This is a genomic window from Nonomuraea sp. NPDC050643 (assembly GCF_040654715.1).
Lineage (GTDB): Bacteria > Actinomycetota > Actinomycetes > Streptosporangiales > Streptosporangiaceae > Nonomuraea.
In genome coordinates, this window is sequence record NZ_JBFAIM010000015.1 from 223747 (window position 1) to 238160 (window position 14414).

Genomic DNA, 14414 nt, shown 5'->3' on the forward strand with positions numbered 1-14414 from the left:
CGCGCCGCTCTTCTCGTGCCGGCGCCGTGAGGCTACGCGGACGCGGGGTTGTAGGTCCACTTCTGGTTGCCGCCGCCATGGCAGGAGTAGAGCTGCAGCCCCGTGCCGTTGCCGGTGCCACCGCCGACGGCGTCGAGGCACAGCCCGGACTGTACGCCCACGATCGTGCCGTCGGAGTTGACGCGCCACTTCTGGTTGTCGCCACCCCAGCAGGAGTAGATCTGGATCTTGGCGCCGTTGCCCGTGCCCCCGGCGTCCAGGCACTTGTTGCCGTACACCTTCAACTCTCCGGCCGAGGTCTGTGCCCACTGCTGGTTGGTCTGGCCGTTGCAGTCCCATAGCTGGACCCCGGTGCCGTCGCTGGTGCCGGCGCTCGGCACGTCCACGCAGCGGCTGGAGGCCGTGCTCCTGATCTGGCCCGCGTCGCCCCCGCCGGGCGGCGGGGTGGTGCCGCCGCCGTTGAGCGCGTTGAGCACCGCCGTGTAGGCGGCCTTCTTGTTGCCGTTGCCGTCGAAGAGCAGCGCGGCGGCGCCGGAGCCGAGCCACGAGTCGCTGTCGCGAACTCCCCAGACCGTGACGCCGTTACAGCGCGGCACCGCCAGGCAGTCGTTGACGACGTTGGCGTACGTGGTGGCCGAGCCGCCCTGGATGTCCAGCTCGGTGATCTGCACGTCGACCCCCAGCGCGGCGAAGCTCTGGATGGTCGTGCGGTAGTTGGCGTTGTAGGGGCTGTTGCCGTTGAAGTGGGACTGCAGGCCCACGCAGTCGATCGGCACACCGCGGGACTTGAAGTCGCGGACCATGTTGTAGACGCCCTGCGTCTTGGCCCAGGACCAGTTGTCGATGTTGTAGTCGTTGTAGCAGAGCTTGGCGGCCGGGTCGGCGGCGCGCGCGGTGCGGAAGGCCACCTCGATCCAGTCGTTGCCGGTGCGCTGGAGGTTGGAGTCGCGCCGGCCGCCGGAGTTGCCGTCGGCGTAGGCCTCGTTGACCACGTCCCAGGCGTAGATCTTGCCCTTGTAGTGGCCCATGACGCCGTTGATGTGGTTGATCATCGCCTGGCGCAGCGTGCTGCCCGACAGTTGCTGCATCCAGCCCGGTTGCTGGGAGTGCCAGGCCAGGGTGTGCCCGCGCACCCGCTTGCCGTTCTGCACGGCCCAGTTGTAGACCCGGTCCCCGGCGCTGAAGTTGAACTGCCCCCGGTTGGGCTCGGTGGCGTCGATCTTCATCTCGTTCTCGGCCGTCACCATGTCGAACTCGCGATTGGCGATCGTCGTGTAGGCGGAGTCACCGAGCTTGCCCGAGGAGATGGCGGCGCCGAAGTAGCGGCCGCTCTGCGCGGCGGCCGCGCCGAGCGTGCTCGCCGCGGCGTCGGCCGGAATCGCCGTCGCCAGTGCCGTGATCAGGCCGAGTGCGCCGAGCGCGCCGGTGATCAGCGCCCGGCGGCGTGCGGCAGGCGGGGACATGGCGTTGACACGCATGCTTGAGCCTCCATATGCGAATCATGGGGAAGGGCCGTGCGGGACACACCCCGGTGGAGCGCGCACCACAGGCGTCGGGAGCCGGTAGGGGAGCTCGCCTCGGGCACTCAGTGTGTGGATCTCGCCGAAAGTTGTCAAGAATGTAGTGAAACTTTCGGATCCATTGGTTCTGTCGAATGCCTGTTTAACTGGGCCAGATGTGCCCATTCCGGCCTTGAAATGTTTCGGCAAGACCTGACGGAATGAACCTGGCGTGAAAGTTTCACGGCGATGCTCTCGCTGGTCGATCGCATTCAGACGGGATAATCCGAGGTGAGCGTGCCCGGCCGGTGTCTCCGCCGGGCCATCGCAAGCTAAGGCTCTCTTGACAGTACCTTTCTGCCTCGGATTGGCTCCGTCCAGCCACCACTCCATCGGCCTGTTAACGCTAACAAGGGAGAGGCGGAACAATGAAGCGAGGCGAACCGCGTCCGAGAAGGTACGCGAGCATCGGCGCCGCCCTGACGGCTTTGGTCACGGCGGCGGCCACCGCCCTGGCCATGTTCCTCACGGCCACGCCGGGAGCATCGGCGGCGGTCCTGACCGAAGTGACGAGTTTCGGCGCCAACCCCGGCGGCCTGCGGATGCACCTCTACGTTCCCGACAGGGTGGCCTCCCGGCCCGGCGTCCTGGTGGCGATGCACGGCTGCAACGGCTGGGCGCCGGGCTTCCACCAGGGGACCGAATTCGCCTCGCTGGCCGACCGGCACGGTTTCATCGTCGTCTACCCGCAGGCGAACAAGAGCGCCAACGGCCTGTCGAACTGCTTCGACGTGTGGTCGAACGAAGCCCTGCGCCACGGTGGCGGCAGCGACCCGGTGTCCATCGTCTCCATGGCGAACTACGCGCTGCAACGCTACAACGGCGACCCGCAGCGCGTGTTCGCCACCGGCTTCTCCTCCGGCGCCATGGAGACCCTCAACCTGCTCGCCACCTACCCTGACGTGTTCAAGGCCGGCGCGCCGTTCGCAGGTGTTCCCTACGCCTGTCTCGGCCCCGCCGGGTGCGGCGACAAGACGCCGCAGCAGTGGGGTGACCTGGTCAGGAACGCCTACCCCGGCTACACCGGGCCCCGCCCGCGCGTGATGGCCTGGCACGGCACCGCCGACTCCGTCCTGCCCTACACGATGCTGCAGGAGGAGGTCGACCAGTGGACCAACGTGCACGGGCTGAGCCAGACCCCCGCCTCCACTGACAGCCCGCAATCCGGATGGACCCGGCGAGTCTTCGGCTCGGGCCAGGTCGAGGCGTACACCATCACCGGAGCCGGCCACGACCTGCCGCGACCAGGTATGGCCGCGTACGCCATCCGCTTCTTCGGCCTGGACGGCGGCTCGTCCACCACGACGCCGACTCCACCGCCCGCCGGGCAGATCAGGGGAGTCGGCTCCGGGCGTTGCCTGGACGTGCCCGGCGCCGCCACCACCGACGGCACACAGGTGCAGTTGTGGGACTGCAACGGGCGCGGCAACCAGCAGTGGGCCGACACCTCGGCCGGCGAGCTCAGGGTCTATGGCGACAAGTGCCTCGACGCGGCCGGCACCGGAAACGGCGCCGGCATCCAGATCTACTCCTGCCACGGCGGCGCCAACCAGAAATGGCGGCTGAACGCCGACGGCTCCATCACCGGCGTGCAGTCCGGCCTGTGCCTGGACGCCGTGGGCCAGGGCACCGCCAACGGCACCCGGCTCCAGCTCCACTCCTGCCACGGCGGCGCCAACCAGCGCTGGACCCGCACCTGACACACCGCGGCTCGCACCCATGCCCACCCGACTTCGGAAGGTGCTCATGAACGTCGCCTCCCCCCTCCGGCCCGGCGTCATGGCGAAGTGCGGTGTGCCGGTGATCGTGGCGCTGCTCTGCGCCGTGATGGTGATCCCGGGTACGGCCAGGGCGGACAACCCGATCGTCCAGACGATCTACACCGCGGACCCTGCTCCACTGGTGCACAACGGCCGGGTCTACCTCTACACGGGACACGACGAGGACGGCTCGACGTACTTCACCATGAAGGAGTGGCGGGTCTGGTCGTCGGCGGACCTGGTGAACTGGACCGATCACGGCTCGCCGATGAGCGTGGCCACCTTCGGCTGGGCGAGCGCGGACGCGTGGGCGGGCCAGGCCGTCTACCGGAATGGCAGGTTCTACTGGTACGTCCCGGTGAAGGACCGGGCGAGCGGTCAGATGGCCATCGGCGTCGGGGTCTCCGACAGCCCCACCGGGCCCTTCAGGGATGCCATCGGCCGCCCCCTCGTCAGGAACGGCGAGATCGACCCGACGGTCTTCATCGACGACAACGGGCAGGCCTACCTGTATTGGGGTAATCCCAATCTCTGGTACGTCAGGCTCAACGCCGACATGATCTCGTACTCCGGCAGCCCCAGCCAGATCCCGCTCACCACCCCGGGCTTCGGCACCCGCACCGGCAACCCGAACCGTCCCACCCTGTACGAAGAGGGGCCCTGGGTCTACAAGCGCAACGGCCTCTACTACAACGTCTTCGCCGCGAAATGCTGCTCGGAGTTCATCGGCTATTCGACGGCTCCGGGCCCCACCGGCCCCTGGACCTACCGAGGGACGGTCATGCCCACGCAGGGCAGCAGCTTCACCAACCACCCGGGCGTCATCGACTTCAACGGCGGATCGTACTTCTTCTACCACAACGGCGCCCTGCCGGGCGGCGGCGGCTTCACCCGCTCGGTGGCCGTCGAGAAGTTCACCTACAACGCCGACGGAACCATTCCCACGATCAACATGACCGCGACCGGAGCGCCCCAGGTCGGCACGTTGAACCCCTACGTCCGCCAGGAGGCCGAGACGATCGCCTGGGGGTCCGGCGTGGAGACCGAACCCGCCGCCGAGGGCGGCATGAACGTCGGGTGGATCGAGAACGGCGACCACATCAAGGTCAAGGGCGTCGCCTTCGGCTCCGGCGCGACGTCCTTCAGCGCGCGGGTGGCCTCGGCGACCAGCGGTGGCCGGATCGAGCTCCGCCTGGACGGGGTCAACGGAACGCCGGCGGGGACGTGCACCGTGCCCGGCACCGGCGGCTGGCAGACGTGGACGACGGTCACCTGCCCGGTGAGCGGTGCGACGGGCACTCATGACCTGTACGTCAAGTACACCGGCGGCAGCGGCTACCTGTTCAACGTGAACTGGTGGCAGTTCACCGGCGGCACCGGCGCCGGCGGGAGCCTGCTGACCAACGGAGACATGGAGAGCGGCACCACGGCCTGGGGCACGTCCGGCGGAACCCCGTCGTCCGTCACCGACCCTTAGTCCACGCCGGCCGACGCTCCCGCCGGCCACGGGGGCGGCGCACGGTTCCTCCAACCAGACACATCGGAATCCGCACCAAGATCGGAGTTACGTGATGTCAGGACGCGGTTCCCTCTTCACCACGGTCGCGGTCGTTGCCGCGGCGCTTCTCGTCCTGGTCACGGGCCGTGCGGCGATGAGCAGCGACGCCGGTACGGCCGCGGCGCCCGCCGGCGCCGTCGCGACGACCGCCGGATGCGGCAAGACCCCGACGCTGAGGAGCGGTTCGCAGTCGATGCAGAGCAGCGGCAAGAACCGCTCCTTCATCCTCCGGCTGCCCGACAACTACCACAACGGCACCCCCTACCGGTTGATCTTCGGCTTCCACTGGCTGGGCGGCACCGCCACCGACGTCGACTCCGGCGGAACCAGCGGGTATCCCTGGTCCTTCTACGGCCTCAGGCAACTGTCGAACAACGGCGCGGTCTTCGTCGCACCCCAGGGCTTCAACAACGGCTGGGCGAACAGCAACGGTGAGGACGTCACCTTCGTCGACGACCTGATCCGGCTCATCGAGGCGGATCTCTGCGTCGACGCCTCGCAGCGCTTCGCCACCGGTTTCAGCTACGGCGGCGGGATGAGCTTCTCTCTCGCGTGCTCGCGGCCGACGGTCTTCCGGGCGGTCGCGGTCTTCTCCGGTGCGCAGCTCAGCGGGTGCACCGGCGGAACCCAGCCGATCGCGTACATGGGACTGCACGGTCTCGGGGACACGGTGCTCAGCATCGCGCAGGGACGGGCGCTGCGTGACAGGTTCGTCCGCAACAACGGCTGTACCGCGCAGAGTCCGCCCGAGCCGAGCTCGGGCAGCCGCGGCCACATCGTCACCACCTACTCCGGGTGCCGGGCCGGCCATCCGGTCGTCTGGGCCGCGTTCGACAACGGTCACACGCCCGCCCCGGTGGACGGCACCTACACCGACAGTGGCGTCACGACGTGGACCAAGGCAGCGGTGTGGGCGTTCTTCTCCCAGTTCGGGGGCTCCTCATCGCCGACCCCCGCGCCGGGGGGATGTACGGCCACAATGGAGACCGTCACCTCCTGGTCCGGCGGCTTCCAGTCCACCGTGACCGTCCGCGCCGGCGGCGGCACCGTCAACGGCTGGACGGTCGGCTGGACCTGGCCGGGCGGGCAGACGATCGGCAGCCTGTGGAACGGCGTCCGCACCGGCTCCGGAGCCGGCGTGACCGTACGCAACGAGACCTACAACGGCTCCATCGCGGCCAACAGCACCACTACTTTCGGCTTCACCGCCAACGGCGCCCCGGCTACGCCCACCCTTTCCTGCGACGTCGCCTGAGGAGGAGAACCAGATGCGTAAGATCATCCGTTTGATTCTGGCGGCTGTGCTGGCCGCCGGTTCCCTGGTCGCGCTCGGTGGTACGTCGTCGCCGGCCGTCGCGCTGGACAACGGGCTCGCCCGTACGCCGCAGATGGGCTGGAACGACTGGAACACCTTCTTCTGCAACGTGAACGAGGGCCTCATCCGGCAGACCGCGGACATCATGGTCTCCAGCGGCATGGCGGCGGCCGGCTATGAATACGTCAACATCGACGACTGCTGGTCCACCAGGAGCCGCGACGCCAACGGCAACCTGGTGCCTGACCCGCAGAAGTTCCCCAGCGGCATGAAGGCCCTGGCGGACTACGTGCACGCCAAGGGGCTCAAGCTCGGCATCTACTCCTCGGCGGGCACGACCACGTGCGCGGGTTACCCGGCCAGCCTCGGCTACGAGCAGCGTGACGCCGCCCTGTGGGCGTCCTGGGGGATCGACTACCTGAAGTACGACAACTGCGGCGACCACCTGGGCAGGACCGGGTTGCAGCGCTACACCGTCATGCGCGACGCGCTGGCAGCCACCGGCCGCCCGATCGTCTACAGCCTCTGCAACTGGGGCCAGGAGAACGTGTGGACCTGGGGGATGCCGGTGGGCAACTCCTGGCGCACGACGGGCGACATCGCCGCCAACTGGAACTCCATCATGGGCATCCTGGACCAGCAGGTCGGGCTCGAGGCGTACTCGGGGCCCGGGGGCTGGAACGACCCCGACATGCTGGAGGTCGGTGTCGGCTCGCTGACGGCGACCGAGGGACGGGCGCACTTCAGCCTGTGGTCGCTGCTGAACGCCCCGCTCATCGCGGGCAACGACATCCGGTCGATGAGCGCCGAGACCCGCTCCATCCTGACGAACACCGAGGTCATCGCGGTCAACCAGGACTGGGGCGGCAGGCAGGGCCACAAGATCAGCGACAACGGGAATCTGGAGGTCTGGCGCAAGCCCATGTCCAACGGCTCGGTCGCGGTCGTCCTGCTCAACCGGGGCACCTCCACCTCGACGGTCTCCACCACCGCCTCGGCCCTGGGCCTGGGCTCGGCGTCCTCCTACGCCGTGCGCGACCTGTGGGCGCACACGACGTCCTCCTCCTCCGGGACCATCAGCGCGTCGCTGCCCGGGCACGGGGCGGCCATGTACACCGTCACCGGTGGGGGCATCGTCCCCGCGGTCGCGATCAGGGGGATCGGCGCGGGCCGGTGCCTGGACGTCACCGGCGCCTCGCAGACCAACGGCGCGCAGGCGCAGATCTGGGACTGCGACGGCCGGCCCAGCCAGCAGTGGACGTCCACCACGAGCGGTGAGCTACGGGTCTACGGCGACAAGTGTCTGGACGCTTACAACCAGGGCACCGCCAACGGCACGCAGGTCATCATCTGGGACTGCAACCGGCAGGCCAACCAGCAGTGGCGCCTCAACACCGACGGCACCATCACCGGCGCGCAGTCGGGCCTGTGCCTGGACGTGCCGAACAACGCCACCGCCAACGGCACCAAACTGGTGATCTGGTCCTGCAACGGCGGTGCCAACCAGCGGTGGACCCGCACCTGAGGCCCCGATGCGATGGCCGGATCGACACCGGGGGCCGTCGGCGGTTGATCATCGTGCGGCGTGGCGGGATGCTACGGGCGCTCAGGGCTACACGTGGCCTCGTAGTCCTGGTGCCCGGTCGATGGACGCCCTCCGTGCACGCACTACTCCGGCACCTGGAAGCCGTCGGCTTCGATGGGGCTCCACGGGCGCTGGGATTCGACGATCAAGGCCGAGAGGTGCTCTCCTTCATAATTCGTACCTGGAAGGCGGGTCGCCGACAACTAGCCGTCTTCGTGCACAAAGGCTTTCCAGGCGGCAGAAGCCGACAGAGCCGCCCAGGCGGCCAGCACAAGGAGGCCAGCGACTGGGCGGAGCGCGGTGGCGGGGTCGACGGGCATCCGGAGAAGGCTCAGGGCTGCCTCGTGCGGGAGGAACTTCACCATGTGCGGCAGGGCGCTCTGAAACGGCGGTGAGACGAGAACGGGCATGATGAAAAGCACGGCGAGAGGAGTGACGACCGTCTTCGCGACAACGGCGAAACCGTGGCCGATGATGCCGAGCAGGAGATAAACGGTCAGGACGGCTATGAAGCCGGCCACGACATCGCCGGCTCGCAGCTCTCCGGCGCGAATCGCCGCAGCGTGCTGCAGGACGTGGCCAGGCAGGACGGCCGGTATCGACGCGATCAGGCTGAACGCCGTGCTGACGGTGAGTTTGGCGGCGAACAGCCGCTTGCGGTCGGGGACGGCGGCGAGGCTGACGCGCACTTGCCCGCCGCGGTACTCGCTGCCGGCCGCGAAGACCGTGATCGCGATGAACACGTAGACCGGTACGAGCATGAGGGTGCCGAGCCCGCCGATCGGGATGGGACCGTCTCGACCGGCGACACGGACGATGTCCGTGGCCGTGATGACGCCGAGCAGGGTGTTGGCGCCGAACGCGACGATGAGAGCGATCCAGGTGGCGGGAAGAGTGGTGATCTTGATCCGTTCGGCGGCCGGCGTGTCGCTGAACCGGATGGTCTCCACCGGCGGGGGAGTGGACGTCGCGGTGCTCATCGCGCGTCCCTCCCGCTGAGCGTGATCGCCGCGGCGACGGCGGTTATGGTGACGATGATGCCGGTCAGGGTGTTGCGCGCGACGGTGGTGATGGCGGATGCGGTAAGGCAGAACAAGACCGCGAAGGTGATGAACCGGCCGTGACCGTGGAAGGCCGCACCGGTCAGGAGCAGGCCCGGATTCCAGGCTTTGACGGCGACGTACATGAACGCGGTGCTGATGCCCGCGATGAGGGTCGCGACGGCAAGCACGTACAGCGCCGTGGCAAGGAGCTTCGCGGCCACCATGCGAACGGTGCGCGGCATGGCGAGCACGGTCAGGCCAAGCTGCCGCGAGCGGAACTCCTGCCCCGCGATCACGGCGGCGAGCACAGGCAGGAACAGGCCCATCTGCAGCTCCCCTCCGGCCAGAAGGCCGAGGATCGCCTCCGCCGCCGGTTGAGGTTCCCCGATGAAGACCTCGATGATGCCCTCGGGGGTGATGTTCGCCACGGCGTCGGCGAGAAGCTTGGCGGGTTGGAGCTGGACCAGCAGATGAAGGGCGAGGATGACGCCGGTGACGATCCACACGCTGGGCAGGGTGAGGATCTTGGTCAGTTCCGCTCGGGTCGCCGCCGGCATCGCGTTCACCACCGCGATCCGGCCCGGTCGCCGGTGAGGGCGAAAAACGCCGTCTCCAGCGAGACATGGCCGACCGTGACCTCGGCCAGCGAGCCCTGGGCAATGATACGGCCGTGATCGATGATCACCACGTCATGGGCAGTATCGGCCATTTCCGTCATGAGATGACTCGACAACAGCACGGTGCGGCCACAGGCCGCGTAGTCTCGGAGGAAGGTACGAACCCAGCGGACACCGTCCGGGTCCAGCCCGTTCACGGGTTCGTCGAGAATGAGGATCTCCGGCTCACCGAGCAGCGCCCCGGCGAGCCCGACTCGCTGCTTCATGCGGAGCGAGTACTTCTTCACCCGCTGCGTCGCCGCATCCGTCAGGCCGACGAGATCAAGTACCTCCCACACCCGCTTGCGGGGGATCCGGTTCGATTGGGCGATCCACGACAGGTGGTCGATCGCGCGACGCTCGGGCACCGGGCCCGCGCCGTCCAGCAATGCGCCGACCGTTCGCAGCGGGTCTGTCAGGTCTCGGTAGCGCCTTCCTCTGATCAGCGCTTGTCCGGTGGTGGCCGCGTCCAGGTCGAGCAGAATACGCAGCGTGCTGGACTTGCCGGCGCCGTTCGGGCCGAGGAACCCCGTGACCCGGCCGGGCCGGGCCGCGAACGTGACCCCATCCACTGCCTTCTTGCCCCGGTAGTGCTTGCTGAGCCCGGTAACTTCGATCACTGGACACCTTGATCCGTCGTGCTGGCTGATTTCGTCCAGCCTGCGATGACGAGGTGCCGGGCCGCGTCCCCCGAAAGGGGACTCCTCAGCGAGACTCGTGCAACAGCCCTGCCTCATAGGCGAGCACGGCCAGGTGGGTGCGGTCGTGCACGTCGAGCTTGGCGAACATGCGCTTGAGATAGGTGCGCACCGTCTCCAGGCTCAGGAACAGCTCGTCGGCGATCTCCTGGTTCGAACACCCACGCGCGACCAAGCGGATCACCTGCACCTCTCTCTCAGAGAGCAGCTCGTCCGCGAACGCGTGCCGACGCTGCGACCGCCTCGGCGCGAACTGGTACATCAGCCTCGCGGTGACCTCCGGTGCGAGCATGGCATGACCCGCATGCACGGGACGAACCGCGTGGAGCACCTCTGGCGGCGGCGCGTTCTTCAGCAGGAACCCCGACGCGCCCAAGGTCAAGGCCTCGTGAACATATTCGTCGAGATCGAATGTGGTCAGCATGATGATCCGGGTGCCCTTCGCCTCGGTAAGGACCCGACGGGCCACTTCCAGCCCGTTACCGCCCGGCATCTGCACATCGAGCAAAGCCACGTCGGGTTCGAGCGCGAGGATCAGGCGCAGTGCCTCGACCTCGAAGCCTCGATCCGGCAGGTTCCGCCAGGCCACGGTGCCACCGGCCAGATACGCTCGTTCCCGCATCCCCCGCAACCCGAACCCAGACACGCCGTCCTCCTTGCCAGGGCCGTCGTCACGGACACGCACGACCAGCACATCACCGTCCGCGTGGAGTTCCACGGTGCAGGCGGCGCCCGGCGCGTGCCGTACCACGTTGCTCAGCGCTTCTTGAACGCTCCGGAAGGCAACTGCCGCGACAACCTCATCGACCTGCTCAGGCGCCGCGATGCCCGGGCCCGCCCGGAGCGAGCGGACGAGCGACTGGATGTCCTCCAACGCCGACCTCGCGTAGTTCTCGATGTCGGCAAGCGTGTCACGAAGCTCCCGCTCGCTCGCGTCCGCAAGTCCTCGTGTCACCCCGGCCTCGGCACTGATCACCCCAAGGGCGTGTCCCACCACATCGTGCACGTCACGGACCCGGTCAGCGGCCGTGCCTTCACCTACGGCTACGACCAGGACAACCGGCTCAGCTCCTTGAAGTCGGCCAACCCGGCGGGCACCCAGGACTTCACCTACGACCCGCTCAACCGCCTTGAGACGCACACCCTCAAGAACAGCTCAGGCGCCCAGCTCGCCAAGATCACCTACGGCTGGGACAAGGACGACCACTTCACCTCCAAGGTCACCGCGGGCACCGCCGGGGCCGGCAACAACACCTACGGCTACGACCACGCCGGCCGGCTGACCTCCTGGACCGCCCCCAACGGCAACGTCACCAGCTATACCTGGGACGCCTCCGGCAACCGCACCAAGGCCGGCGACCAGACCTTCACCTACGACGAACGCAACCGCCTGGCCTCCGGCGCCGGCACCACCTACACCTACACGCCGCGCGGCACCCTCGCCACCGAGACCACCGGCACCACGACCAAGAACCTCGTCTTCGACGCCTTCGACCGCCTCATCAGCGATGGTGAGGCCACCTATGGCTACGACGCCCTCGACCGCCTGAGCACCCGAAAGAAGGGCACCGAGGAGACCCGCTTCGCCTACTCCGGCCTGGAGAACGACATCACCACCGTCACCGGCCAGAGCGGCGTGGTCATCGCCAAGTACGGCCGCGACCCCGACGGCAACCTGCTCAGCCTGCAAGAAGGCACCGGGCCGGCCCTCGGCGTCATGTCCGACCTGCACGGCGACGTGGTCGGCACCTACTCCGGCACCGCCGTGGTGGACTCGACGGCCTACAGCCCGTTCGGCGAGCCCATCGCCCGGACCGGCACCCAGCGCACGCTGGGCTACCAGGGCGAATACACCGACCCGGACAGCGGCAAGGTCAACATGCACGCCCGCTGGTACGTCCCCGGCACCGGCGGCTTCGCCTCCCGCGACACCCTCACCCTGTCGCCCGACCCCTCTGACCGCCTCAACCGCTACCTGTACGGCGGCGGCGACCCCCTGGTCAACCAGGACCCCAGCGGCCACGACAACATCCGGGTCAACTTCCCGCCGCCACCACAGCCTGGCTACCGGAAGGGATGGGCCCAGAGCTACTGCAGCGGCGGCTGGGGAGGCCAGGTCTGCAACGCGGCCCAGGCCTACGAGAACCGTGGGCTGAGCGAGAAGGAGTTCTACGACAAGGCCGTCGCACCCGCCAGGGACCAGTACGCGGCCACCGAGAAGAAGAACTCCAAGCGGTGGGGCGAGGGCGGTGGCGGCGGCAGCGGCAAGAAGAGCAAGCGGGGCTCCGGCAAGACGGGCAATAGCAGGGACGCCAAGGCGGAGGCCAAGAAGAAAGAGGAGGCGAAGCGGAAGAGGGAGGAAGCCAAACGGAAGGAAGAAGCGAAGCGGAAGAAGAAGGAGGAACAGGATAAGAAAAAGAAGAAGAAAAAGCGCGACGACGATGACGACGATCGCCGGACCGTGCGTGAACGGGACAGCAAGAAGGAGCGGAGCTGCACCCGCAACTGCACCGATCCCGCGAAGGCGAAGAAAAAGAAGAAGCAGCCCAGCACCCCGGTCAAACCCAAAAAGAAGAAGAAGCAGAACGCGAACCCCGGCACGACCAAGAAGAAGACCAAGGAGCCGACCAGGAAGCAGTGCCGCAGCGGGCCCTGCGGTGACCCGGCGCCCATCGAGGTGCACGACTCCTCCATCGCCTCGTTCCGCGGCATCGGCGTCGAATACGTCAAGAAGGAGATCGTCGAGGAGGTCTTCGAGACCACGACCGAAGCCATCATCGACGAGGTCCTCGACGACGTCATCCCGGACCTTCCGCCGGACATTCCGCCCGGCGCCGAGAGTTGCCTAACGGGCAACAGCTTCGTATCCGGCACCCAGGTGCTGATGGCCGACGGCACCGGCAAGCCCATCGAGGAGATCAAGGTCGGGGACCGCGTCGTGGCCACGGACCCGGAGACCGGGGTCACCGCGGCCAGGCCGGTCACCACGCTGATCACGGGCGATGGGGAAAAGCACCTCGTCAAGGTCACCGTGGACGTGGACGGCGCCGCCGGCACCACCACCGACGACATCACCGCCACCGCCAACCACCCCTTCTGGGTGCCGGCCCTTCGCAAGTGGATCGACGCCGGCCAACTGCAGCCCGGAACCTGGCTGCGAACGTCCGCAGGCACGTATGTCCAGGTAACGGCGGTCAAGACGTGGACCGCCGTCCAACAGGTCCACAACCTCACGGTCGACGGACTGGACACCTATCATGTGGTGGCGGGCGACCAGGCGGTCCTGGTCCACAATGTCGCCCCACCCCACCCAAACGTCGGCACGCACTCCGAGTTGGCGCCGGCGGGCACAGGCAAGGAGCGCCACCATATCCCACCGCACTCCACGAGACCGTCCGGTAGTAGCTACGGCAAGGGTCCGTCGATCCGCATGGACAGGGCCGACCATCGGGCTTTGTATTCCACGGGCCACGGATTCGAATCGCAGGCCTGGCTACAGTGGCAAAAAGAACTCGTCGCCGCCGGCAACCATGCCGAGGCCATGGAAATGGAGTATCGCGATATACAGGGACGTTTCCCCGGCAAATACGACGCTGAGATCGCCCTCCATCGTGCACTCTACGCCGGACACCCCACGTGTCCGTAAGGGGTATACGCGGCGATGACTGAACACACGCTCGAAGTCCATGTCGGCTCAGGGCTGGACAGCCTGCGGTTCGGCATGGACGAGTCACAGGTCAGGGCCCAACTGGCCGTATACGGAGACGTCATCGACGCAACGGCACCAGGAGGCGCGCTCCAGCTTCGGACGCAGGGTCCCGACGACTCGTTCGCGGTCTACGCCGCGTTCAAGGCCGATGGTCGCCTCTTCACCCTCGAGGTCTGGCGGCCGGATGACGCGAGCCTGATCGAGCTGCACCTCTACGGCATTCCGTTCTTCGCCACTCCTGCAGACCAGGTCCTGGCCCGGTTGGCAGAGTTGGGGCATCGAATCGACTTCGAAGACCAATGGAATCCGCTGCTGCCGGAAGTGTCGATCGCCCTGAGTCGCGAGGGCGGTGACGACTGTGATGACGACGGCCTCGCCCGCTATTTCCAAGCGATGTTCATTGCGCCACTTGCTTACTACGCCAGGCCCTCTGAGACTAGATGATTGAGTCCAAGGGGTCAGGGATGGTCAGTGGTCGTAAAGGATCAGTGACCTCTTGATCGGCTGGCCGGTGTGGTCGTTGTGCCAGAT

The 14414-nt window shown here is 67.5% G+C and carries 11 protein-coding genes; 6 read left to right on the forward strand and 5 right to left on the reverse strand.

Features of this window, described 5'->3' with window-relative positions; translation table 11 throughout:
- Positions 1-32: 32 nt before the first annotated feature.
- Entirely contained in the window at positions 33-1478 is a 1446-nt protein-coding gene (locus tag AB0I15_RS22200; RefSeq protein ID WP_358098394.1) for an endo-1,4-beta-xylanase, read from the reverse strand.
- A gap of 449 nt (positions 1479-1927) precedes the next feature.
- Here AB0I15_RS22200 and AB0I15_RS22205 point away from each other — a divergent pair, with 449 nt between their 5' ends.
- The 4 genes from AB0I15_RS22205 to AB0I15_RS22220 all read left to right on the forward strand — a co-directional run bounded on the left by AB0I15_RS22205 (position 1928) and on the right by AB0I15_RS22220 (position 7717).
- A complete protein-coding gene (locus AB0I15_RS22205; RefSeq protein ID WP_358098397.1) occupies positions 1928-3259 on the forward strand; it encodes a PHB depolymerase family esterase in 1332 nt (443 codons plus the stop codon).
- 46 nt (positions 3260-3305) lie between these two features.
- Entirely contained in the window at positions 3306-4796 is a 1491-nt protein-coding gene (locus AB0I15_RS22210) for a glycoside hydrolase family 43 protein (RefSeq protein ID WP_358098400.1), read from the forward strand.
- A 94-nt stretch (positions 4797-4890) separates the two neighbouring features.
- Positions 4891-6132: a cellulose binding domain-containing protein gene (locus tag AB0I15_RS22215; protein ID WP_358098403.1), complete on the forward strand. Its 1242-nt coding sequence runs from the start codon at positions 4891-4893 to the stop codon at positions 6130-6132.
- Between the two features lie 13 nt (positions 6133-6145).
- Positions 6146-7717 carry a ricin-type beta-trefoil lectin domain protein gene (locus AB0I15_RS22220; protein ID WP_358098406.1) on the forward strand — a complete coding sequence of 524 codons (1572 nt, stop codon included), beginning with the start codon at positions 6146-6148 and terminating at the stop codon, positions 7715-7717.
- Between the two features lie 263 nt (positions 7718-7980).
- Here the strand turns inward: AB0I15_RS22220 and AB0I15_RS22225 are convergent, their stop codons facing one another.
- The 4 genes from AB0I15_RS22225 to AB0I15_RS22240 all read right to left on the reverse strand — a co-directional run bounded on the left by AB0I15_RS22225 (position 7981) and on the right by AB0I15_RS22240 (position 11180).
- A complete protein-coding gene (locus AB0I15_RS22225; RefSeq protein ID WP_358098409.1) occupies positions 7981-8757 on the reverse strand; it encodes a hypothetical protein in 777 nt (258 codons plus the stop codon).
- Positions 8754-9377, reverse strand: a complete 624-nt coding sequence (locus AB0I15_RS22230; RefSeq protein ID WP_358098411.1) for an ABC transporter permease — start codon at positions 9375-9377, stop codon at positions 8754-8756. The genes AB0I15_RS22225 and AB0I15_RS22230 overlap by 4 nt, the downstream gene beginning before the upstream one ends.
- Positions 9378-9382: 5 nt before the next feature.
- Positions 9383-10096: an ATP-binding cassette domain-containing protein gene (locus tag AB0I15_RS22235; RefSeq protein WP_358098414.1), complete on the reverse strand. Its 714-nt coding sequence runs from the start codon at positions 10094-10096 to the stop codon at positions 9383-9385.
- Between the two features lie 85 nt (positions 10097-10181).
- On the reverse strand, positions 10182-11180 hold the full coding sequence (locus AB0I15_RS22240; RefSeq protein ID WP_358098417.1) for a LuxR C-terminal-related transcriptional regulator: 999 nt from the start codon (positions 11178-11180) through the stop codon (positions 10182-10184).
- Between AB0I15_RS22240 and AB0I15_RS22245 the strand changes: the two genes are divergently transcribed.
- On the forward strand, positions 11160-13820 hold the full coding sequence (locus AB0I15_RS22245; RefSeq protein WP_358098420.1) for a polymorphic toxin-type HINT domain-containing protein: 2661 nt from the start codon (positions 11160-11162) through the stop codon (positions 13818-13820). The two genes, AB0I15_RS22240 and AB0I15_RS22245, sit on opposite strands and share 21 nt — an antisense overlap.
- 15 nt (positions 13821-13835) lie before the next feature.
- Positions 13836-14327: a hypothetical protein gene (locus AB0I15_RS22250; protein ID WP_358098423.1), complete on the forward strand. Its 492-nt coding sequence runs from the start codon at positions 13836-13838 to the stop codon at positions 14325-14327.
- The last annotated feature ends 87 nt before the right edge of the window (positions 14328-14414 follow it).